The sequence below is a fragment of the Microbacterium sp. SD291 genome (genome assembly GCF_017355365.1).
GTDB lineage: Bacteria > Actinomycetota > Actinomycetes > Actinomycetales > Microbacteriaceae > Microbacterium.
On the sequence record NZ_JADIJR010000004.1, the window covers coordinates 97291 to 119768 of the forward strand.

20 protein-coding genes are annotated in these 22478 nt (G+C 70.5%); 14 read left to right on the forward strand and 6 right to left on the reverse strand.

Going from position 1 to position 22478, the window contains the following annotated elements; all coding sequences use genetic code 11:
- Nucleotides 1-317 precede the first annotated feature (317 nt).
- Entirely contained in the window at nt 318-1358 is a 1041-nt protein-coding gene (locus tag IPV10_RS03780) for a cytochrome b/b6 domain-containing protein (protein ID WP_307861046.1), read from the forward strand.
- Between the two features lie 106 nt (nt 1359-1464).
- Here the strand turns inward: IPV10_RS03780 and IPV10_RS03785 are convergent, their stop codons facing one another.
- Entirely contained in the window at nt 1465-1971 is a 507-nt protein-coding gene (locus tag IPV10_RS03785) for a GNAT family N-acetyltransferase (RefSeq protein ID WP_207480574.1), read from the reverse strand.
- Between the two features lie 130 nt (nt 1972-2101).
- Here IPV10_RS03785 and IPV10_RS03790 point away from each other — a divergent pair, with 130 nt between their 5' ends.
- Genes IPV10_RS03790 through IPV10_RS03800 form a run of 3 tightly spaced genes read left to right on the forward strand, consistent with a single transcriptional unit; the run spans nt 2102 to nt 5037 of the window.
- Nucleotides 2102-2662, forward strand: coding sequence for an acyl-CoA thioesterase (locus IPV10_RS03790; protein ID WP_207480576.1), 561 nt, complete (start codon nt 2102-2104; stop codon nt 2660-2662).
- Nucleotides 2663-2669: 7 nt separating this feature from the next.
- Nucleotides 2670-3545: a sugar nucleotide-binding protein gene (locus IPV10_RS03795; protein ID WP_207480578.1), complete on the forward strand. Its 876-nt coding sequence runs from the start codon at nt 2670-2672 to the stop codon at nt 3543-3545.
- 19 nt (nt 3546-3564) lie between these two features.
- On the forward strand, nt 3565-5037 hold the full coding sequence (locus IPV10_RS03800) for a hypothetical protein (protein ID WP_207480580.1): 1473 nt from the start codon (nt 3565-3567) through the stop codon (nt 5035-5037).
- A gap of 487 nt (nt 5038-5524) precedes the next feature.
- Here the strand turns inward: IPV10_RS03800 and IPV10_RS03805 are convergent, their stop codons facing one another.
- A complete protein-coding gene (locus tag IPV10_RS03805; protein WP_207480582.1) occupies nt 5525-6085 on the reverse strand; it encodes a hypothetical protein in 561 nt (186 codons plus the stop codon).
- Complete coding sequence (locus tag IPV10_RS03810; protein ID WP_207480584.1) at nt 6082-6783, reverse strand: hypothetical protein; 702 nt, start codon at nt 6781-6783, stop codon at nt 6082-6084. Before IPV10_RS03810 ends, IPV10_RS03805 begins: the two co-directional genes overlap by 4 nt.
- Nucleotides 6784-6992: 209 nt before the next feature.
- Between IPV10_RS03810 and IPV10_RS03815 the strand changes: the two genes are divergently transcribed.
- From IPV10_RS03815 to rocD, 8 genes are all read left to right on the forward strand, one after another.
- The gene (locus IPV10_RS03815; RefSeq protein WP_207480585.1) at nt 6993-8543 is read left to right on the forward strand and encodes a Re/Si-specific NAD(P)(+) transhydrogenase subunit alpha; all 1551 of its coding nucleotides are present in this window, start codon (nt 6993-6995) and stop codon (nt 8541-8543) included.
- Nucleotides 8540-9937, forward strand: a complete 1398-nt coding sequence (gene pntB / locus IPV10_RS03820) for a Re/Si-specific NAD(P)(+) transhydrogenase subunit beta (protein WP_207480588.1) — start codon at nt 8540-8542, stop codon at nt 9935-9937. Before IPV10_RS03815 ends, pntB begins: the two co-directional genes overlap by 4 nt.
- A gap of 360 nt (nt 9938-10297) precedes the next feature.
- Nucleotides 10298-14011: a bifunctional proline dehydrogenase/L-glutamate gamma-semialdehyde dehydrogenase gene (locus tag IPV10_RS03825; protein ID WP_207480590.1), complete on the forward strand. Its 3714-nt coding sequence runs from the start codon at nt 10298-10300 to the stop codon at nt 14009-14011.
- A 185-nt stretch (nt 14012-14196) separates the two neighbouring features.
- Nucleotides 14197-14676: a hypothetical protein gene (locus tag IPV10_RS03830; RefSeq protein ID WP_307861047.1), complete on the forward strand. Its 480-nt coding sequence runs from the start codon at nt 14197-14199 to the stop codon at nt 14674-14676.
- Nucleotides 14676-14912, forward strand: a complete 237-nt coding sequence (locus IPV10_RS03835) for a helix-turn-helix transcriptional regulator (protein WP_207480592.1) — start codon at nt 14676-14678, stop codon at nt 14910-14912. Before IPV10_RS03830 ends, IPV10_RS03835 begins: the two co-directional genes overlap by 1 nt.
- The gene (locus IPV10_RS03840; RefSeq protein WP_207480594.1) at nt 14909-15907 is read left to right on the forward strand and encodes an NAD(P)-dependent alcohol dehydrogenase; all 999 of its coding nucleotides are present in this window, start codon (nt 14909-14911) and stop codon (nt 15905-15907) included. Before IPV10_RS03835 ends, IPV10_RS03840 begins: the two co-directional genes overlap by 4 nt.
- 243 nt (nt 15908-16150) lie before the next feature.
- Entirely contained in the window at nt 16151-17041 is an 891-nt protein-coding gene (gene ddaH, locus IPV10_RS03845) for a dimethylargininase (protein ID WP_207480596.1), read from the forward strand.
- A 68-nt stretch (nt 17042-17109) separates the two neighbouring features.
- Nucleotides 17110-18327, forward strand: a complete 1218-nt coding sequence (rocD, locus tag IPV10_RS03850; RefSeq protein ID WP_374192215.1) for an ornithine--oxo-acid transaminase — start codon at nt 17110-17112, stop codon at nt 18325-18327.
- Nucleotides 18328-18441: 114 nt separating this feature from the next.
- Here the strand turns inward: rocD and IPV10_RS03855 are convergent, their stop codons facing one another.
- Genes IPV10_RS03855 through IPV10_RS03865 form a run of 3 tightly spaced genes read right to left on the reverse strand, consistent with a single transcriptional unit; the run spans nt 18442 to nt 20622 of the window.
- Nucleotides 18442-18795, reverse strand: a complete 354-nt coding sequence (locus IPV10_RS03855) for a hypothetical protein (protein ID WP_207480598.1) — start codon at nt 18793-18795, stop codon at nt 18442-18444.
- A gap of 55 nt (nt 18796-18850) precedes the next feature.
- On the reverse strand, nt 18851-20176 hold the full coding sequence (locus tag IPV10_RS03860; RefSeq protein ID WP_207480708.1) for an MFS transporter: 1326 nt from the start codon (nt 20174-20176) through the stop codon (nt 18851-18853).
- Between the two features lie 5 nt (nt 20177-20181).
- Nucleotides 20182-20622 carry a MarR family winged helix-turn-helix transcriptional regulator gene (locus IPV10_RS03865; RefSeq protein WP_207480600.1) on the reverse strand — a complete coding sequence of 147 codons (441 nt, stop codon included), beginning with the start codon at nt 20620-20622 and terminating at the stop codon, nt 20182-20184.
- A gap of 82 nt (nt 20623-20704) precedes the next feature.
- Between IPV10_RS03865 and IPV10_RS03870 the strand changes: the two genes are divergently transcribed.
- Both IPV10_RS03870 and IPV10_RS03875 read left to right on the forward strand, forming a co-directional pair.
- Nucleotides 20705-21442, forward strand: coding sequence for a copper homeostasis protein CutC (locus IPV10_RS03870; protein WP_207480602.1), 738 nt, complete (start codon nt 20705-20707; stop codon nt 21440-21442).
- A 138-nt stretch (nt 21443-21580) separates the two neighbouring features.
- The gene (locus tag IPV10_RS03875) at nt 21581-22435 is read left to right on the forward strand and encodes an alpha/beta fold hydrolase (RefSeq protein ID WP_207480603.1); all 855 of its coding nucleotides are present in this window, start codon (nt 21581-21583) and stop codon (nt 22433-22435) included.
- Nucleotides 22436-22478 lie beyond the last annotated feature (43 nt).

Sequence of the window (22478 nt, forward strand, 5' to 3'; positions counted from 1 at the left end):
CGAAGCGAGACGAGACGTCTCAGGCGTCCGAAGCTCCGGCGGGAGACGAGCGTGTCGTCTCGGTCGCTCCGATCCCTCGCTCAACGACCGAGAGGGCGGTCGCTCCGCTCCCTCGCTCAACGATCGAGGAGGGCGTCACTTCGACCCCTGGGTCGATGACCGATGCGGGAACTGCCTCGGTCCGGCGCGGCCTGCCCCGCTCGCCGGGCGGCGAGGCCTGGCCGCCTGCCGGCACGATGCCGTCGATCACAGTTCCTGAGCTCGTGTCCGAGCCCGCTTTCCCGACGACGGAAGCGACCGCAGCGGCAGAACCTCCCGTGACTGCCGCGCACTCGACTGCTGTGCCCGCCGCGACCGCTGTCGTCCCGGCATCCGACCTCGGCACGCCGCTGTCCGCGAAGCCGACGGTGTGGCACGGCACGGCTCCACGCCGTATCGCCGTGGCGGCTCCGGCATCCGCTCGTCCGCGTCCCGTGTGGACGCAGGCGATCGCGGTCCTGTTCGGTGCTGCGGCGCTGGGCGTCATCGCCGGCGCGGCCGTCGCGTTCGTGCGCGCGCTGCTGAGCCTGCCGTCCCTGCAGGACTTCCTGGCGGCGTTCCCGGGCGAGTACGAGCCGGCGATCGCGGTCGAGGCCGGCTTCGCGCCGTGGATCGGGTGGCAGCACTTCTTCAACATGTTCCTGATGGTGCTGATCATCCGCTCCGGGTTGACGATCCGGACGGAGAAGCGGCCGACGGCGTTCTGGACCCCGCGCGGCGACCCGAAGGGCAAGGTCAGCCTGACGATCTGGTTCCACCAGTCGCTCGACCTGCTGTGGCTGATCAACGGCGTGATCTTCATCGTGCTGCTGTTCGTCACCGGGCACTGGGTGCGGATCGTGCCGACGAGCTGGGAGGTCTTCCCGAACGCGCTCTCGGCCGCCCTGCAGTACGTGTCGTTCGACTGGCCGACCGAGCACGGCTGGGTCAATTACAACAGCCTGCAGCAGCTCGCCTACTTCGCGACCGTGTTCATCGCCGCCCCCCTGGCAGCGATCACCGGATTCCGGATGTCGGGGATGTGGCCGAAGAACGCCGAGAAGCTGTCGAAGGCCTATCCGATCGAGTGGGCGCGCGCCGTGCACTTCCCGGTGATGCTCTACTTCGTGCTGTTCATCATCGGACACGTCGCACTGGTGTTCCTGACCGGGTTCCTGCGCAACCTGAACCACATGTTCGCCTCGTCGGACGCGGTCACCTGGACAGGTTTCTGGGTGTTCGTCGCAGCCATGGTCGTGATCGCGATCGGCTGGTTCGCCGCCCGCCCGCTCGTGCTCGCCCCCGTCGCGAAGCTGTTCGGGCAGGTCTCAGGGCGCTGAGCTCGCTTGCCCCGCGCCATAACTCCGGAGAACTGACTAGCCGAGACGCAGAATCGGTCGTCATCGAGAAGATGACGACCGATTCTCCGGAGTTATGGAGCCGCGCTCAGCGCACGAAGCGGACCTCGGTCAGCGTCTCGCCGAGGAACGGCTCGGTGTGGCTCGCACCGTCGAGAGCGAAGCCGTTGCGCGAGTAGAAGCGGTGTGCGCGGGGGTTGTCGTCAGCGACCCACAGGTAAAGCGGCTCGTCCTTCTCGACCGCGGCGTCGAACAGCTTCTGGCCGATGCCGGTCGAGTGCCACGCGTCGAGGAGATAGATGAAGTAGAGCTCACGGAACGCCGGAGCGTCCTTGTCGCGGGCAGGGCCGGAGCCGGCGAAGCCGACGATCTCGCCATCGACGAGGGCGGCGTTCATCTTGAACTCGGGGCCCTGAGCGGCCCAGTGGGTCCAGAGCTCGGCCATGCGCCGGGGCGAGACCTTCTCCAGCGCGGCCTTGCTGATCAGGTGATCGTAGGTCTCGTGCCAGCACTGCGCGTGCACTCGGCCGAGGGCTTCCGCGTCCACATCACGGACCGGACGGACGATGACTTCGGGGTGGGCTTCGGCGCTCATGCCGCGACTCTACGCGCGGTGTCCGCCAAGAGGAAATCGAGCGAACACGGCCCATGACACACGCGCGGACGGTGGAGGTTTCGCACAATGATGTTCGCGGTTCATGCGCCGGTGGCTACGATCGATCCTCGTGAACGTGATCTGGCGCACCCTCCTCGTGATCCTCCGCGCGCGTCGCCGGGTGCGACGGGGGAAGACACTCGACCCGACGACCGTGGGCATCGTCTCGGTGACGACGCTGCCGACCGACCTCGACATCCTCCGGCACATGAACAACGGCCGCTACCTGTCGCTGTTCGACCTCGGGCGCTGGGACCAGCTGATCCGCACTGGGCTCTTCGACGCCATGAAGGAGCGCGGCTGGTACGCGGTCGTCTCCAGCGAGACCATCACCTTCCGCAAGTCCCTCCAGCTCTGGCAGCGGTTCGAGATCCAGTCCCGTTTCATCGGGCACGACGAGAAGGCGCTGTTCATGGAACACAGGGCTGTGGTCGACGGGGAGGTGTACGCGCGGGCGATCGTCAGGGCGCGGATGCTGCGGCGCACAGGCGGCACCGTCAGCAACGAAGAGCTGTTCGCCGCCGTCGGCAAGCCGGACGGCGTCCCGGAGATCGACCCGTGGGTGCACGACTGGGCCGCGGCATCCGCCCTCCCTCCCGTGCGCACGCCCGCGCCGAGCGTGTGGAACTGAGGTCCCGATGACCCTCGCGGACATCTGGGGAGCAGGCGGGCGGGCGCCCGGCCGCACTCTGCTCGTCGGCTGCGGCAAGCTCGGCATCGGGCTCGGGCGGCGGCTCGTCGCCGGTGGCTGCGAGGTCGTCGCGATCCGTCGCGACCCCGACGGCCTTCCGGACGAGTTCGAGGCGATCGGGGCGGATCTGCGGCTGCCGCTCGCGCAGAAGCTGCCTGAGTGCGATTCGGTCGTGATCACGGTCCCGCCGGACGCCGCCGCGACCGCCCACCATTCGGTCTATGTCGACGTGCTCATCAACCTGGCCGACGCCCTGCCCTCCCGCCCGGGGCGGGTCGTGTTCGTCTCATCGACGCGGGTCTTCGAGGGGCGTCCGGGACCGCAGCCGCTGACGGAGAAGGATGCTCCGGCTCCGAGCGGCGCGCGCAGCATCGAGCTGCTCGCGGGGGAGTCCACAGCCGAGCGGCTCTTCGACGCCTGCATCGTGCGACCGGCCGGCATCTACGGACCAGGACGGGACTCGCTGATCAGGCGGGTCGCCGAGGGGGCGCCCGTCGACGGTTCGCGCAGGACCAACCGCATCCACGAGACCGACCTCGTCTCCCTGCTCGAGGCGATGCTGCGGGCGGAGAGCCCGCCCACCCTCATCCACGCCGTCGATCAGGAGCCGGCACCGCTCGGTGACGTCGTGTCGCACATCGCGTCGCGGCTCGGTGTGGCCCCTCCGCCGCCAGCGGTGTCGGAGTCCGGCGGCGGGACCGTGCTCGACGGGAGCCTGCTGGCCGGATTCCTCGGCTCCCTCCGGTACCCGACCTATCGCGAGGGCTACGACGGGATGCTCGAGGCGCGCGCCGCCGCGGACGGCTCGCGCCGACCGGCCTGATGCGCGGTATCCTCGGGTCGTGCTGGCGATCCTGACGACGACGGGCCGGGTGCTGTGGAGGCACTGGCCGGCGATGCTGGCGTGGTATCTCGCCGGCATCCTCGTGCACTACGCGGTCATCCAGTTCGCCGGCTTCGTCGGCGCCTACACGGCGACCGTCGGCTTCCTGCTGCTGCCGCTGGCGATCCTCGCGAGGCTCATCAGCCTGGTCGCCATGTTCCTCGTGCTCCGGGACGGCCTGCGCAACCTGCAGGAGGTCGCTCCGCTTCCGGAGTCGCCGGCCGAGCGCCGTCGGACATTCCTCTCTGCGCTGCTCGCCGGCATCCTCCCGTTCTTCGCCGTGTACTGGGCCCAGAAGCTGCTGCGCGAGGACGTGATCGCGTACTCGTCGCGGGCGCTCGAGGTCAGGAACGGCATCGTCTGGACGGCCATGGCCGACGGCGAGGGACCGGTGAGCAGTGCCGACACCGTGCTGAACCTCCCGTTCAACCTGTGGACGGTCTCGATCATCGTGCTCGCGTTCGCCGGACGCTGGGCGTGGTCGAAGTGGTCGGAGAAGCTCGCGAGCTGGCTCTCGCCGGTCGCGGTGTACTTCGAGGTCGTCTGGGTCTTCTTCTCCGTCATCCTGATCGGCGATCTCGTCGACACGGTGAAGGCATGGGTCGACAGTCGCGTCGCGATGGCCGTCCTCGAGGACATCCGCGAGACGGTCCTGGACGCGGTCGCGCCGCTGCGGTGGCTCTGGGAGGCGATCGGCTGGGTGGTGTCCGAAGCCGGGCCCGTCCTGATCGCCCCGCTCGCCTGGCTCACCATCGCCGGCGTCGTGTTCGGACAGGCGATCGTCGCGGAGAAGCTCCGCCTCGAGCTGCGGGTGATCTCCCGGTTCCGCGAGCATGCGAAGGCGATCCCCAACCCGCTGGTGCGCCGGCTCAAGGACCTCGGAGACGAGCTCGGGGCGCGGTTCCGTCCGATCGGCCGGGCGCTGCTGCTGATGTGGCGGGCCGGCCCGGTGCTCGTCGCCTCCTACGCGCTGCTGTACGCGGCGGTCAAGGCGCTCGAGTCGTATCTCCAGCTCGGCATCACCCGTCTGATCGGCCCGCAGGAGTTCGTGCTCTGGGCCATCGCGCTGCCGGTCGTGTCGCTGATCCCGATGCTGCTCATCGAGCCGCTCCGGATCGCGGTGATCAGCGGGGCCTACGACGCCACGCTCGGGCGCCTGCGCCGGCGGCCGGTGTCGGCGGACGCTCCGCACCAGTCTTCCGAGGAGCGCGAGATCCGGGCGGTGGCGGATGCCGCAGGCCTGCTGCCGGCTTCCGCGGATGCCGTCGCCGCAGCGATCGTCACGGCCCCCGCCCGCGATGTGGTCGGTGGTCAGGGCTCGAGCGGGAACCTCAGGAACGAACCGGCGGATTCCTCCCCGGGAGAGCGCACGTCGACCCAGAACGGGCCGTCGGCGTCGTCCGGCACGACGAACGGGACGATGAGCTCGTAGTCCCCGGTGTCGGCGGTCGTGCATCGCTCCGGCTCGTCGGAGTCGTACTCCAGCCCGATCTCGGTGCGGGCCGACGACCACTCGCGCCCCGTCGGCTGGTGCACGAGCACGACCTCGCACGACACCCCATCGGGGCCGGCGTCGACCGGGATGGCCGCGGCGATCAGGGCGGAGCCCGGCGGGACGTCGAGTCCGCTGAGGTCGTCGATCTCGCCGCCGCGGATGGGGCCGAAGGTCGCGCCGACGAAATCCGCCTCGCCCCCCTCCGCCACGAGGATCGGTTTGTAGGGCCGCGCGCCGTAGCCGTAGTACTCGTGCCATCCCTGCCACCCGATGGCGAGAGCGGTCGCCGGCACGAGGACGGCGAGCGCGATCAGCGCGAGGGCGTTGCGCCGCCACCAGGATGCCGGGCGCGCCGGCGGTGCGGGGGTCTGCGGGGTCACCGGGGCAGGACGGGTGAGCGGCGCGACGGGCGGTTCCGGGATCGTCATCGTGCCCACCGGGTTTCGTCCAGAGGCACCTCGGACTCGACGCTCAGCTCGTCGAGGTCGACGGAAAGCTCGATCATGCCGTCGAGGACCACGTCGCGGGTGAGCCCCAGGTGGAGGGTGGCGGTGCCGCTCAGCGCGTCGTCCGGCAGTTCGAACGCGAGGCTGCCGGACCTGGCCACCCCGGTGAAGAGCCTGGTCCGGTAGAAGGTCGTCCCGCGGTCGGTCGCGATGAACTCACGGTCGTCGATCGTCAGCGTCGCCAGCCCGAGGACGGTCGCCACCTGCGTCTGGTCCGTGGCCGCTTCGAGATCGACCACGAGCCAGGTTCCCTCGGCCGACCAGCCGTCCGCGTCCTCCACGCGCCGTGCCGCATGGACGTCGGTGATCGTGACCGTGAGGTTGCGCGCCGATGCGGTCTCGCCGATCGCCGCCGCCGTCGGGAACGGAGCCTGCGCGGAGCCCTCTGGGAGCGTGACCTCGACGAGCGCCCAGGCGCCGGCGAGCAGCACGGTCGTGAGCAGCCAGGGCGCGACCTTCCTCTTCAGCGCCGTGCTCACGGCGTCTTCGCCTTCTCGATCGTGGCGGTCACGGTGGCGCCCACGCGTACCTCGTCCCAGAAGTCCTGGCCCCTCAGGACGTTGTCGCCGACGTGATGGGTGGAGTCGGGAAGCGTCAGGGTGACGGTCTCGCCGTCGCGGAAGTCCGACGGGCCGACCAGCCAGGCGAGCAGGAGACGGGCGGGGACATCGGGCTGCAGCATCCCGGGAATGCCGCCGTCATCCGTCCGAGAGAGCGACGGTGCACCCTCCGCGCCGTCCAGGCGGATGCCGTCTACGGTGGGAGACGCCTCGGCATGCGCGGCCGAGGGCCTCGGCTTGCCGAAGGTGTTGACGACGTCGACCACGACGACCAGCACCTTCTCGCCCTTCTCCTCGTCGGGGAAGACCATGGCGTCGCCGCGTTCGTCGCGGAGCTCGACCCCCACGACCGTCAGCTCGAGGTCCGAGCCGCGGTAGGTGTCGCCGACCGAGAGCTCCGGAACCGCCGTGGCGGGCATGGCCTCGAGTCCGCCGAAGGCCGCGGTGGTGGCCAGCAGCACGGCTCCGGCACCCGTGACGAGCCACGGCGTCGGCACGAGATCGACGGTGCGCCGTGCCCAGCCGAGCAGCTTCGCCCGCGCATCGGCGCCGGTGCGCGCTGCGGCCGCGGCATCCGGTTCTGACGCCGGCAGCGCGGCCGTGTTCTTCTCCCCCACGGCAAAAGCATAGAGCGGCACGCTCGGGATGCGGGTGCGGCCCGTCGTGCGCTTTCCTCAAGAAGACCGATTCTTTACGTGTCACAGATGCGAAGATTCGACGGGTGGGGCGCGGCCGTCAGTAATGTAGGCCGAGCGTCAGGGGCATCGCTGCCCCAGGATCCCCGTCCGAGAGCACAACAGCGTGCAGGCGGGAAGAGGAGGTTGCATTGGCAGTCATCGGCATCGTGCGTGAGCCTGCGGGCGAAGCGCGCGTCTCGGCCACCCCGGCGACGCTCGCGTCGCTGCGGAAGCTGGGGCATGAAGTGGTCGTGGAGCGGGGTGCGGGAGCATCCGCGTCCTATCTCGACGACGAGTACGAGGCCGCAGGCGCCTCGCTCGTCGACAGAGCGCGGGCGTGGGGGAGTGAGATCGTCCTCGCCATCACGGCACCGGGGGCGGCGGAGATCGCCCTCCTCGCAGACGGGGCGACCATCGTCGCACTCCTGTCGCCGGCGCTGCGCCCCGACCTCGTCGAATCCCTCGCGCAACGCGGGATCACCGCCCTCGCGCTCGACGCGGTGCCGCGGATCTCGCGGGCGCAGTCGATGGACGTGCTGAGCTCGATGGCGAACATCGCCGGCTACCGCGCCGTGGTGGAGGCCGCTCACGAGTTCGGGCGCTTCTTCACCGGTCAGGTCACCGCCGCCGGCAAGGTGCCGCCCGCCAAGGTGCTCGTCGCCGGAGCCGGGGTGGCCGGCCTCGCCGCGATCGGGGCCGCCTCGAGCCTCGGCGCCATCGTGCGCGCGACCGACCCGCGGCCGGAGGTCGCCGACCAGGTCAAGTCGATCGGCGGGGAGTACATCCCGGTCGACGTCGCGGTGGAGAAGTCCGCCGACGGCTACGCCAAGGCCACCAGCGCGGACTACGACCGCCGCGCCGCCGAGATCTACACCGAGCAGGCGGCGGACGTCGACATCGTCATCACGACGGCGCTCATCCCCGGGCGGGCGGCTCCGCGCCTGATCACGGCATCCGATGTCGCGCTGATGAAGCCCGGCAGCGTGATCGTCGACATGGCCGCCGGGCAGGGCGGGAACGTCGAGGGCTCCGTCGCCGGCGAGCGCGTCGTCACCGCGAACGGCGTCATCATCCTCGGCTACACCGATCTCGCGTCCCGGCTCGCCACCCAGGCGTCGCAGCTGTACGGCACGAACCTCGCCAACCTCGTCGCGCTGCTCACTCCCGGCAAGGACGGAGAGCTGACGATCGACTTCGACGACGTCGTGCAGCGCTCCGTGACGGTGGTGCGCGACGGCGAGGTGACCTGGCCGCCTCCGCCCGTCCAGGTGGCAGCGCCGGCCCCGGTCGCCGCCGCTGCCCCGGTCGAGATCCCTGCGCCGAAGACCATGTCGGCTGGCCGCAAGGCGCTGCTCGTCGTCCTCGGCATCGCCGCGCTCTTCGCCGTCAACGCGTTCGCGCCGGCACCGCTGCCGCAGCACTTCACGGTTCTCGTGCTGTCGGTCGTGATCGGCTTCTACGTGATCGGCAAGGTCCACCACGCCCTGCACACGCCCCTCATGTCGGTGACCAACGCCATCTCCGGCGTGATCGTCGTCGGCGCCATGCTGCAGGTCACGTCCTCGGACGTCGTGGTGCAGGTGCTCGCGGGCGTCGCAGTGCTGCTCGCGTCCATCAACATCTTCGGAGGCTTCGCGGTGACCAGACGGATGCTCGCCATGTTCACACTCGGGAAATCCACGAAGGGCGGCCAGAAGTGACCGTCGACGCGCTCGCGGGCGCGGCGTACATCGTCGCGGCCCTGTTGTTCATCCTGAGCCTCGCGGGGCTCAGCAAGCACGAGTCCGCCCGATCGGGCGTGCTCTTCGGCATCTCCGGCATGACGATCGCGCTGCTCGCGACGATCGCCCTGACCATCGCGAACGCCTGGACCACCGGGGCCTTCATCGGTCTCGCGCTCCTCCTCGTCGCCGTGCTGGTCGGCGCCGGCATCGGCCTCTGGCGGGCCAGGGTCGTCGAGATGACCGGCATGCCCGAGCTCATCGCTCTGCTGCACAGCTTCGTCGGACTCGCGGCCGTGCTCGTCGGGTGGAACGGCTACCTCGCCCACCCGGAGATCGCCGCCGAGCTCGCCGGCATCCACAACGCCGAGGTCTTCATCGGCGTCTTCATCGGCGGCGTCACCTTCACCGGCTCGATCGTCGCGTACCTCAAGCTCTCGGCGAAGATGTCGTCCAAGCCGCTGATGCTGCCGGGGAAGAACGTGCTCAACGTGCTCGCGCTCGTCGGGTTCCTCGCCCTCACGGTGTGGTTCGTCGTCGATCAGCAGCTCTGGCTGCTCGTCGCGGTGACCCTGCTCTCCTTCGCCCTCGGCTGGCACCTCGTCGCCTCGATCGGCGGCGGCGACATGCCGGTCGTGGTCTCGATGCTCAACAGCTACTCCGGCTGGGCGGCCGCGGCCGCGGGCTTCCTGCTGAACAACGACCTGCTGATCGTCACGGGTGCGCTGGTCGGCTCCTCCGGTGCGTACCTCTCGTACGTGATGTGCAAGGCGATGAACCGCTCGTTCCTCTCGGTGATCGCCGGCGGATTCGGCATCGCCGCCCCGTCGGCATCGGATGCCGAGTACGGCGAGCACCGCGAGATCACCGCCGAGAGCGCGGCCGAGATGCTCACCGCGGCGAAGAGCGTGGTGATCACCCCCGGCTACGGCATGGCCGTCGCGCACGCGCAGTACCCGGTCGCGGATCTCGTGACCCGGCTGCGGGAGCGGGGCGTGGACGTGCGCTTCGGCATCCATCCGGTCGCAGGGCGCCTCCCCGGGCACATGAACGTGCTGCTGGCCGAGGCGAAGGTGCCGTACGACATCGTGCTGAGCATGGAAGAGGTCAACGACGATCTGGCTGCGACCTCCGTCGTGCTCGTGATCGGCGCGAACGACACCGTGAACCCGGCCGCCGCCGAGGACCCCTCGAGCCCGATCGCCGGCATGCCGGTGCTGCGGGTGTGGGAGGCCGAGAACGTGATCGTGTTCAAGCGCTCGATGGCCGCGGGCTACGCGGGCGTGCAGAATCCGCTGTTCTTCCGAGACAACGCCACGATGCTGTTCGGCGACGCGAAGCAGAAGGTGGAGGACATCATCGCGGCGCTGTGACGGTCGCCGCGGCATCCGTCTCCGCGCGCGAGCGGCTTTCGCCCCGTCGCTCGCGCGGCTGGCGCTGCCGGCATCCGCTGCTCGCGCTGTCAAACTCCGAGTCGCGCTGTCAAACTCCGAGTCGCGCTGTCAATCGCCGTTCACGCTGTGGAAACTTCTGCAGCGTGAACGGCGAAGAGCAGCGCGGTTCGGGGAACAGCAGCGCGAGTCGGTAAGTGCAGCGCGACTCGAGGCAGCACCGTGAGTCGGTAAAGTCCAGCGCGACTCCGGAACAGCAGCGCGAGCGGGCGACGCGGCGTCGGCGGCGACTGTCCTCGGCGCTCCCTCGTCGAGCGTTCGTTCGGAACTAGGCTTCAGACCATGGCAGAGTCGTCGTCTCCGGATGCCGCGGCATCCGCACCCCTCTCTCAGCGCGCAGTCGAACTCGCCCGCCGCTGGGTGGCGGAGGCTGCGGCCGCCGAGATCGATCCGGCCGCAGAGCGCCTGGCCGGCATGCTGCAGGACGCGAACGGCCTCCCGTTCACGCTCGGGTTCGTCGACGGCGTGATGCGGCCGGAGAGCCTCGGAGCCGCGGCGTCGCGGCTGCACCGCATCGCGCCGATCGTGCCGGAGTTCCTGCCCTGGTACCTGCGCGGCGCCGTGCGCCTCGGCGGCGGCATCGCGCCAGTCCTGCCGACGCCGGTGGTGCCGATCGCGCGCCGCGTGCTTCGGGAGATGGTCGGGCATCTGGTCGTCGACGCCCGGCCGGAGAAGCTCGGCACTGCGATCGAGAGGATCAGGGAGTCGGGTGCTCGACTGAACCTCAACCTGCTGGGCGAGGCCGTGCTCGGCGAGGCAGAGGCGAAGCGCCGGGTCGACGGCATCCACGACCTGATCCGCCGCCCCGACGTCGACTACGTCTCGGTCAAGGTGTCGGCGATCATCAGCCGGATCTCGATGTGGGCGTTCGACGTGGTCGTGGACGCGGTCGTCGAGAAGCTCCTGCCGCTCTACCTCACGGCTGCGTCCCCTTCGACGGGCTCAGGGACCCAGACGTTCATCAACCTCGACATGGAGGAGTACCGCGACCTCGACCTCACGATCGCGGTGTTCACGCGCATCCTCGAGGACCCCCGGCTGTTCGGGCTCGAGGCCGGGATCGTGCTGCAGACGTACCTCCCCGACGCCCTGCCCGCGCTGCAGGAGCTCACGGCCTGGGCCGGCGACCGGGTGCTGCACGGCGGCGCCCCCATCAAGGTGCGCCTGGTCAAGGGCGCGAACCTCGCGATGGAGCGGGTCGAGGCGACGATGCACGGCTGGACGCCCGCGACCTACGACACCAAGCTCGACACCGACGCGAACTACCTGCGCTGCCTCGACTGGGCGCTGCGCCCGGATCACACTCACGCCGTGCGCCTCGGCATCGCGGGGCACAACCTCTTCGGCATCGCCTACGCGTGGTTGCTCGCGGGCGAGCGGGGCGTGCGCCCTTCGACCGGCTCAGGGACCCAGCCCATCGAATTCGAGATGCTGCTCGGCATGGCGCAGGGGCAGGTCCGCGCCGTCTCCCGCGAGGTGGGCCCGGTGCTGCTGTACGTCCCTGTCGTGAAGCCCGCCGAGTTCGACGTCGCCATCAGCTATCTCGTGCGCCGGCTCGAGGAGAACGCGTCGCCGGACAACTTCCTCTCGGCCGCCTTCCGCCTCGACGAGGACGAGCGGCTCCTCATCCGCGAGCAGGACCGGTTCCTCGACGCGCTCGACCGCTCGACCTCGCCGACGCTGCGGACCGGGCCCCGGCGCACCCAGAACCGGCTGGCGCCGGTGCACGAGTCGGTGCGGCCCGTGCCCGAGTCTCCCGCGCCCGATGAGCAGCTCACGAACGCCGTGCTCGGGATCTCCCGAGGCTCGTCCGGGGAGGACGCCTTCCTGGAGACGGCCGTGTACTCCGAGCGCGAGCTCAAGAGCACAGAGCTGGACGCGGATGCCGGTGGCGCACCGGGATTCGCGAACGCACCCGACAGCGACCCTGCGCTCCCGGTGAACCGGGACTGGGCGCGCGACGTGCTGGCGCGCATCCCGTCGTCGACGGCGGGGACGGCGACGGTCACGGCATCCCGCGTCGACGACCCCGAGACGCTCGACCGGATCGTCGCGAAGGTGCAGGATGCCGGTTCCCGCTGGGGTGCGCGTCCCGCGGCCGAGCGCGCGGCGGTGCTGCTGCGCGCCGCGGCCGCCCTCGAGTCCCGGCGCGGCGAGCTGATCGAGGTCGCGGCATCCGAGACCGGCAAGGTCTTCGCCGAGGCCGACGTCGAGGTCAGCGAGGCCGTCGACTTCGCCCGCTACTACGCCGCCAGGGCGCGGGAGCTCGACACCGTGTCCGGCGCCGCGTTCGTGCCGGCGCGGGTGACCGTGGTCACCCCGCCGTGGAACTTCCCGATCGCCATCCCGGCAGGCGGCGTGCTCGCCGCGCTCGCCGCGGGGTCGGGCGTCGTGTTCAAGCCCGCGCACCTGGCGCGCCGCTGCGCCGCGATCGTCGCGGACGCGCTCTGGCAGGCGGGGGTGCCGCGCGACGCGCTCGCGCTCGTGAACACGGATGATCGGGACCTCGGGCGCCGACTCATCGCGCATGAGGCCGTCGACCGCGTCATCCTCACCGGCTCCTGGGAGACGGCGGCGCTGTTCCGGTCGTGGCGGCCCGACCTGCCGCTGCTCGCCGAGACGAGCGGCAAGAACGCGATCGTGATCACCCCGTCGGCCGACCTCGACCTCGCCGCAGCAGATCTGGTGCGCAGTGCATTCGGGCACGCGGGGCAGAAATGCTCGGCGGCGTCTCTCGCAATCCTGGTCGGACCGGTGGGGCGGTCCAAGCGGTTCGCCAGGCAGCTGGCGGATGCCACGCGCTCGCTGCACGTCGGCTGGCCGGTCGATCCGCTCGCCGAGGTCGGGCCCGTGATCGAAGCGCCGCAGGGCAAGCTCGCGTGGGCGCTCCACGAGCTGGAGCACGACGAGCAGTGGCTCATCCGGCCGAGGCTCGTCGACGGCGACCCGAGCGGACGGCTGTGGAGCCCCGGCATCCGCGTCGGCGTGCAACCGGGCTCCCGATTCCATCTGGAGGAGTTCTTCGGCCCGGTGCTCGGCGTCATGCACGCGCCGACGCTCGCGAAGGCCATCGAGATCCAGAACGCGGTCGCGTACGGCCTCACGGCGGGGCTGCACACCCAGGAGCCGGACGAGCTCGCCCTGTGGCTCGAGCGCGTCCAGGCCGGGAATCTCTATGTGAACCGCGGGATCACCGGCGCGATCGTCCAGCGTCAGCCCTTCGGCGGCTGGAAGCGCTCGTCGGTCGGCCCTGGAGCCAAGGCCGGCGGGCCGAACTATCTGATCGGTCTCGGATCGTGGCGCGCGCAGAGCGGCGCTGCGCCGTCGAGCACTCTGCACCTGCGCGGCCTGGACTCCCGCATCACCGCCCTCATCGAAGCCGCGCAGCCGACGCTCGACTACGAAGCGTTCGAGTGGCTCCGGCGCTCGGCGCTGTCGGATGCCCTGGCCTGGGACCGCGAGTTCGGGCAGGTGCGCGACGTGTCCAGACTCGGCGTCGAGCGGAACCTGTTCCGCTACCGTCCGGTGCCGGTCGCCATCAGGGCGACGGCGGATGCCGGGTGGCAGGAGCTGCTGCGCATCGTGATCGCCGCGGTGCGCGCCGGTGCCGACTTCACCGTCTCGACGCCGATCGGCCTGCCTGCAGAGGTGCGTCACGCGCTCGGCGGCCTCGGCGCTGCGGTCTTCATGGAGACGGACGCCGAGTGGATCGAGCGGATGCTGCACCGCGACGACCGCGGGTTGGAGGAGGCCGACGATATCGTGCCGGCGCCGCACCCCGATCGCGTGCGGCTGGTGGGGCCGCAGGCCTCGGTCGCAGCTCTCCATCGCGCGCTGGCCGGGGCGACCGGCGGGGATCCCGATCTCGCGGTGTACGACGGCGAGGTGACCTCGGCCGGCCGCATCGAGCTGCTCCCGTTCGTGCACGAGCAGTCCATCACGATCACGGCGCATCGCTACGGGAATCCCGACGACTGGAGCAGCGCCGTCATCTGAGCCGGCTTCCGGCCTGCCCGGACCGGCATCCGCTCCGGCATCGCCCTGCCCGGCATTCGCTCCGGTCGCAATCTCGCACCGTTCGACGGTCCAGAACCGTGCCGAATTGCGCCCGGAACCGATCGGGGCGGAGGATCGATGTCAATTATTCTTGACATGACCGGATGCTGCGACGTACGCTTCTCGTGTCAAGAATCTTTTACACGCGGGTCTTCACGCAGGGAGTGGTCATGGTCTATGAGGAGCGCAACGTCTGGGCGGGTCTCGTCGTCAGCGTCGTGGCGATGCCGATCTATGTCCTGATGATGCTGCAGCAGGCGGACGGCGGCCCGCTCACCGAGGTGGACTGGGTCCCGCTGATGCTCTGGTGGATCGGCCTGAGCATCGTGGCGACCATCGTGCTCAGCCTCGCGTGGGGGATCGTCGCCGGCCTGAGGGAGCCGGACGGCGCCGGCCGCTCCGACGTCCGCGATCGCGACATCAGCCGGATGGGCGGGCGCGTCGAACAGGCGTTCCTCGTGATCGCCGGACTCGGCGTCATCGCGCTGTGCGCGGTCGGCGCCGACGTCTTCTGGATCGCGCACACGATGTTCGCCGGCTTCGCGGTGTCCGCCGTCGTCGGGAGCATCGCCCGCGCGGTCGCCTACCGCCGAGGGCTCGTCTGATGGTGAAGCCGACACTCGTCTCCAACAGGATCCGCGTGCACCGCGAGGCCGCGGGGATGACCCAGGCTGAACTCGCCCGCACCGTCGGGGTGACCCGGCAGACGCTCATCGCGATCGAGCAGGAGAGGTACTCGCCGACGCTCGAGCTCGCATTCCAGATCGCCCGCGCCTTCGGCCTCGGGCTCGACGACCTGTTCCAGTATCCCGAGTCATCAACCGAGGAGGCCCTGAGATGACGGAGTCGATGCTCGCCTGGCGGAACGAGAGCTACGGTCCCGCCGCCGGCACCGCACTGCACCAGCTTCCCGTCCCGGTGCCGCGGTCGGATGAGGTGCTGGTGCGCGTGCGCGCCACGGGGCTGAACGCCGGCGACGTCCGCCTGATGCTCGGCGACCCGTTGCTCGTCCGTCCGGTGTTCGGTCTCACGAGGCCGAAGCATCCCGTTCGCGGCATGGACGTCGCGGGGACGGTCGTCGCGGTCGGCGCCGGTGCGCTCGGGGTCGAGGTGGGCGAGGAGGTCGCCGGGGAGCTCGTCGGCGGCGGCGGTCTCGCCGAGTACGCCACGATCCCCGCCGATCGGGTCGTTCCGCTGCCGCCCGGCGTTCGCGCCGAGAGCGCGGCGTGCCTGCCCATCGCGGCGGGTACCGCGTGGCAGGCGCTCGACCTCGCAGGAGTCGGCCTCGGCGCCTCGTCGGCGCCACGCGTGCTCATCCTCGGCGCCTCCGGCGGTGTCGGCACCTTCGCTGTGCAACTCGCCGTGCTCCGAGGAGCGGAGGTCTGGGCGACGTGCGGCGAGCGGAGCGCGGCGATCGTCGAGCGGCTCGGGGCCGTGCGCACTCTCGATCACCGCCGCGAGCCGCTCTCCGCGCTGCCCGGCCGCCACTTCGACGCGGTCATCGACATCGCCGGCGGCGTCGGACTCCGCGATCTGCGGCGCCTCGTCACCGCTCACGGCGCCATCGTGCTGGTGACGGGCGACGGCGGTCATGTGCTCGGCCCGATACCCCGCATGCTGAAGGCGGCAGTTCTCTCGATGACGCCGGGCCCGCGCATCCGTCCGCACGCGGCGGCGGCGCGACCCGAGGTGCTGACGAAGCTGCTCGAACTGCTCGCCGAAGGTCGCATCACGACCGTGATCGACCGCGAGTATCCGTTCGGCGAGGCATCCGACGCCCTCGCCCATGTCGAAGCCGGCCACACGGTCGGCAAGGTCGTGGTGCGCGGGAGCTGACCGCGCCTCCAGCTTCCCGTCACGAAAAGGCTCGCCATCCGGTCGGAATGGCGAGCCTTTTCGCGACGGGAGCGGAGAAGGGCGGCGCTCTGGCGGCGCACAGGGGCGGATGACAGAATGGATGCCGGCGTGCCCGAGTCGCATCTTCCCCGCACCTGCCCTTCGCCAGCGAAGGAGCGAGCGGCGGGTCGAAGGACCGCCGGGCCCCTGGACAGCGTCCGCCGCATCCGTTCGAGGAGCACCATGTCTGTCGAAAGCCCCGCGTCGACGCCCGAGACCATCGCCGCGCCCGCCCGCACCGCGCATCACCGTCGCTACCTGATGTGCAGGCCCGAGCACTTCACGGTGAGCTACACGATCAACCCGTGGATGGAGCCTGCCAAGCCGACCGACACCGCCAAGGCAGTCGCGCAGTGGCAGAAGCTGTACGACCTCTACCTCGAGCTCGGTCACGAGGTCGAGCTGATCGAGCCGCTCGCCGGCTACCCCGACATGGTCTACACCGCCAACGGCGGATTCCTCATCGACGGCCGCGCATACGTGCCGAAGTTCCGCTTCGAGGAGCGCGCCGGTGAGGCGCCTGCCTTCGCCGACTGGTTCCGCGCCGCCGGCTACGACACGATCATCCCGGAAGAGGTCAACGAGGGCGAGGGCGACTTCCTGCTCGTCGGCGACGTCATCCTCGCCGGCACCGGCTTCCGCTCCACCGGCGACAGCCACCGTGAGGTGGGTGAGGTCTTCGGCCGCGAGGTCGTCTCGCTGAACCTCGTCGACCCGCGCTTCTACCACCTCGACACCGCGATCGCCGTGCTCGACCCGGTGCAGGGCGTGGAGAACGGCGGGCCCGAGCGCGCCAACATCGCGTACCTCCCCGGCGCGTTCGACGACGCCAGCCGTGCGATCCTCGAAGAGCGCTTCCCCGACGCGATCCTGGTCTCCGACGAGGACGGCTCCGTCTTCGGCCTGAACTCCGCGAGCGACGGCCGCAACGTGATCATCTCGCCGCGCGCCAAGGGGTTCGAGAAGCAGCTGCGCGAGCGCGGCTACAACCCGATCATGATCGACCTGTCCGAGCTGCTGCTCGGCGGCGGCGGCATCAAGTGCTGCACCCTCGAGCTGCGGGGTGCGAAGTGACGACCGTCCCCGTTCGACCGGCTCAGGGCCCTTCGACAGGCTCAGGGACCCAGGGGGCAGGCTCAGGGATCCCGGGGACAGGCGCAGGGATCCCGGGGACAGGCTCAGGGACCCAGGAGCCGCACGTCGCCCACAACTACCACCCGCTGCCGGTCAACATCGCGCGCGGTGACGGCGCCTGGGTGACGGATGTCGAGGGCAAGCGCTACCTCGACCTGCTCGCCGCCTACTCGGCGGTGAACTTCGGCCACCGGCATCCGGCCCTCGTGGCCGCGCTCACCGAGCAGCTCGGCCGGGTCACGCTGATCAGCCGCGCATTCATGAGCGACCGTCTCGAGCCGTTCGCCGCCGCGCTCGCGAAACTCGCCGGCAAGGACATGGTCCTGCCGATGAACACCGGTGCCGAGGCCGTCGAGACCGGCGTCAAGGTGGCGCGCGCCTGGGGCTACCGGGTCAAGGGCATCGCCGAAGGCAGGGCGCGCATCATCGTCGCGGCCGGCAACTTCCACGGCCGCACCACCACGATCGTCAGCTTCAGTGACGACGAGCAGGCTCGCGCCGACTTCGGGCCGTACACGCCCGGCTTCGACGTGGTGCCGTACGGCGACGCGGATGCCGTGGCCGCCGCGATCACCGACGACACCGCCGCGGTGCTGATCGAGCCGATCCAGGGCGAGGGCGGCGTGATCATCCCGCCGGAGGGGTACCTGCGCCGCATCCGGGAGATCTGCGACGAGCGCAACGTGCTGTTCATCGCCGACGAGATCCAGTCCGGGCTCGGGCGGGTGGGGGAGACCTTCGCGTGCGATCGCGAGGGCGTCGTCCCCGACCTGTACCTGCTGGGCAAGGCCCTCGGCGGCGGCATCCTGCCTGTGTCCGCGGTCGTCGGGAACAGCGACGTGCTGGGCGTCATCCAGCCAGGCGAGCACGGCTCGACCTTCGGCGGCAACCCGCTCGCCGCCGCCGTCGGACTGCGCGTGGTCGAGATGCTCGAGTCGGGCGAGTTCCAGGAGCGCGCCCGCGCGCTCGGCACGCACCTCGAGGCGGCGCTTCAGCCCCTGATGGGCAACGGCGTCACCGCGGTGCGGATCGCCGGGCTCTGGGCGGGCGTCGACATCGACCCGGCCAGGGGCACGGGTCGCGAGATCGCCGAGAAGCTGCTCGAGCGCGGTGTGCTCGTGAAGGACACGCACGGCCAGACGATCCGCATCGCACCGCCACTGGTGATCCGCGCGACCGAGCTGGACTGGGCAGTGGAGCAGCTGCGCGTCGTCCTCGGCACGTAGCGCACGACCGTGTGACGTGATCGGCCGGCCCGGGTCTACCGGCGCCGGCCGATCCCATCCCTGCGGTTCCCCCGTCGAGTGGTCAGGCCGGTGAGTGGTCAGGCCGGTGAGTGGTCAAGCCGGCGAATCGTCCGGATCGAGCGTCCTGAGCGTGTCGTCCTCGACCGCGTTGTCGGAGTCGAGCTGGTCCTCGGTCGTCTGATCGCCGCCCAGCGGAGCCTCGTCCTCGTCGGCGCTTCCCTGGATCGCGCCCCGGGGTGACTCGCCGTGAGAGCTGTCGCCCTGGATCGCGCCGCCCTGCGCCGCCCCCTGCGCGTTGCCGTGAAGGTCGTCCTGCGACCGCTCGCCGTGGTCGTCCGCCGTCGGCGCGTAGCCGTCCGGAGCCGTGTTGTGCTCCGGCGTGCGGATGTCGTCGGCACCCTCAGCCGGTTCCTCCGGGTGAGGCGTGCGCTCCATGTTCTCGTCCATGCCGGCGACGATACGGCCGGCCGGCAACAGGACAGAGGGCGTTGACAAACGCCGGTCAGCTCCTCTTGGCCGCACGGATCGGCGTGGTCGCCGCGGCCTCGTCGCTGAACTCGACCGGGTCGGCCCAGTCGACGATGCTGAGCGGGCGCGTCTCGTCGAGGGTCATCAGGAAGCGACTGCTCTCGTGCCGGTGCAGCCGCCCGGAGGTGAGCACCCAGATGCCGCCGATCAGGCAGGCCACGAACCCCGCGGTGCCGCCGAGCATGATCGCGGTGCGCGGGCCGAACGCATCCGCCACCCACCCCGCGATGGGCGCGCCGACCGGAGTCGACCCCATGATCACGGCCATGTACAGGGCGAGCACGCGGCCGCGCAGCGCCGGATCCGTCGTCATCTGCACATAGCCGTTCGCGGTGGTGAGGAGCGTCACGATCATGAAGCCCGTGAACATCAGCGTGATGGCGTACGTGGCGTAGGTCGGCATCGCGGCGGACACGAACGCAGCGATGCCGAAGCCGCCTGCCGCGAGGATCACGACCCGCACCCTTGCGCGGTCGCGGCGCGCGGCGAGCAGCGCCCCGGCGAGCGAGCCGATCGCGAGGATCGAGCTGAGAATGCCGTATCCGTCGGCGCCCGACCCGAACTCGATCGCCATGGTCGAGGCGAAGATCGGGAAGTTCATGCCGAATGCGCCGATCAGGAAGACGGTCACGAAGACCACGCGCAGATCGCTGCGCGCCCACACGTAGCGGAAGCCCTCTGCGAGTCCGCCGCGGCTGCGGTTCTTCAGCCGGGGGGCGAGCTGGTTCCGTCGCAGCATGAGCAGCGCGCAGAGCATGGCGAGGAAGGTCGCGGCGTTGGCGATGAACACCCACCCTGAGCCGATCGCGACGATCAGCAGGCCGCCGACGGCGGGCCCGATCATGCGGGCCAGGTTGAAGGATGCCGAGTTCAGCGCGACGGCGTTGGACGTGTCGCCCATCGAGACCATGTCGGACACGAACGCCTGCCTGGCCGGGGCGTCGAACGCGTTGAAGACGCCGAAGGCCGCGGCGAATCCAAACATCATCGGCAGCGTCATCACGTCGGCGAGGATCAGCACGCCGACCGCCACGGCGAGCAGGAGCAGGGCGATCTGCGTGGTCAGCAGGATGTGCCGGCGGTCGAACCTGTCGGCGACCCATCCGGTGAGGCTGACCAGCACCAGTGGGGGGCCGAACTGCAGCGCCATCGTCACGCCCATGGCTGCGGCGTCGTTGTCCGTCAGCTCGGTGAGGACGACCCAGTCCTGAGCGGTCGCCTGCATCCACCCGCCGATGTTCGACACGAGGGCTCCCGCGAACCAGATGCGGTAGTTGACGTTCGCGAACGAGCGGAACATCGCGCTCATCTCTCCACCACCTTCTTCATCAGCACGCTGGCCGCACGCAGGGTCTCGAGCTCCGCATCAGAGAAGTCGAGCTCGTGCAGCATGCCGGCGAGCAGCTCGTCCCGGCGTCGGATGGTCTGCGCGACTATGTCGATACCGGCCTCGGTGATGTCCACCTGCACTCGGCGCCGGTCCTCGGCATCCGGCGTCCGCATCACGAAGCCCTGCTCCTCGAGTCCGTTGATCATGCTCGTCATCGAGGGCGCGGTGACCCGCTCCCGATCGGCGAGAGCGGTGATCGTGCGGCGACCGTGCATGCGCAGCGTGGCGAGGACCGCGAGCTGCGCATCGCTCATCGCGTCGACCGCCCTGGCGCAGCGGAGGCGTCGGGCGAGCTGGAACGTCGCCATGCGCAGGTCTGTGGCGGTGAGGTGGAGGGCTTCATCAGACGCAGACATTACTTAGAAAGTCTAAGTAATTTCGCGGGCGGAGGGAAGTCCGGATGCCGCGGCCCGGCCGCACGCGCGCGAGAATGGAGCCGTGACCCGAACACCCGCGATCGAGATCGCCGTCCAGGACCCCGCGGGGGTGCGCGTCGCCGGAGCCGTCGGCGCGGCTCGAGTCGAACTCGCGCAGGCCCTCCCGCTCGGCGGACTCACCCCGTCTCCCGCCACGCTCGAGCTCTCGATCGAGACCGCCAGAGCGGCCGGGCCCGAGGTGCACGTGCTGATCCGGCCGCGCGCCGGCGGCTTCCACTACGACGCCGACGAGATCGCCCTGTCCGAGCGCGACGTCCGCCGGGCCGTCGCGGCGGGCGCCCACGGGGTCGTGATCGGCGCGCTGGATTCCCACGGCCGGCTCGACCTCGACGCGATGGCTCGCCTGCGCGATGCGGCGGGCGCGGCATCCGTCACCCTCCACCGTGCGATCGACGTCACCGCCGACCCTCTCGCGACGCTGGTGGCCGCGCGTGCGCTCGGACTGCGGCGGGTGCTCACCTCGGGCGGCGCCTCGGCTGCGATCGACGGGATCGAGATGCTCCGGGCGCTCGTCGCCGAAGCCGCAGGGCAGATCGAGGTGATGGCGGGAAGCGGGGTCGACGCCGGCAGCGCCGTGGCGCTCGCCGCCACCGGAGTCGACGCGCTGCACTTCTCGGCGAAGCGCGCGGTGCGGGAGGGTGGCGGCGTGCGGATGGGCTCGGCATCCGACGGCGTCGGCGGCTACGACGTGACCGACCCGGCCGCGGCACAGGCCGTGATCGAGGCGCTCGCGCGCTGAGTCCGCCCGCTCGCCGCCGCGCGCCCGCCACCACCGCTCGCGAGACTTCACGAATGTCACGGAAATGGCCCGCTTTCATGACATATGTGAAGTCTCGCGGGCTGTGGGGGACGTGCGGGGCGTGAGTAGTGTGGGTGCGTGACGGATACACGCGAGTTCACCGACGCCCATGGCATCGCCATCGTCTACGACGTGCACCCGGCGGCGGGTGAGGCGCGAGGGGTCGTGCAGCTGCTGCACGGGGTCGGCGAGCACGCCGGACGCTACGGCGCACTGATCTCCGCCCTCACCGGCGCGGGATTCGTCGTGTACGCCGACGACCACCGCGGGCACGGGCGCACCGGCATCCGCCAGCACGACGGTCCCGCGAAGCTCGGACGCCTCGGCAAGGGCGGCCTGCGCGCCGCTGAGGATGCGATCTGGCAGCTCACCGGCATCATCCGCGCCGAGCACCCCGACCTGCCGCTCGTGCTGCTCGGGCACTCGTGGGGATCGTTCCTCGCGCAGATGCTCGTCAACGACCACCCGGATGCCTGGGACGCCGTGATCCTCTCCGGCTCCGCACTGCGGATGCCGGGCTCGCTGAACTCCGCGCCGCTGAACGCGCGCTGGAAGGCGCCGGACGCGACCGGCTTCGAATGGCTCTCGCGCGACCCCGCCGTATGGGCGTCGTTCGACGACGACCCGCTCACGACCGACGTGCCGCTGCTGCGGCTGTTCGGCCCGATCGAGGCTGCCAAGCTCTACGGCCGGCCGCGCAAGGACCTCGGCCGTGACATCCCGCTGCTGCTCCTGGTCGGCCGCGACGACCCGGTCGGAGGCCCGCGGAGCGTGCACCGGCTCGCCGACGAGTACCGCACGCGGTCAGGCCTGACCGATGTGACGACGCTGGTGTACCCCGATGCGAGGCACGAGATCTTCAACGAGCTGCAGCAGGCCGAGGTGCGCGCCGACGTGCTGTCTTGGCTCGACGCGCACATCCCCGCGCGCTGAAACATTTCGTCCGGAGTCCCGGCGTTACGCCGGGTGAAACCCC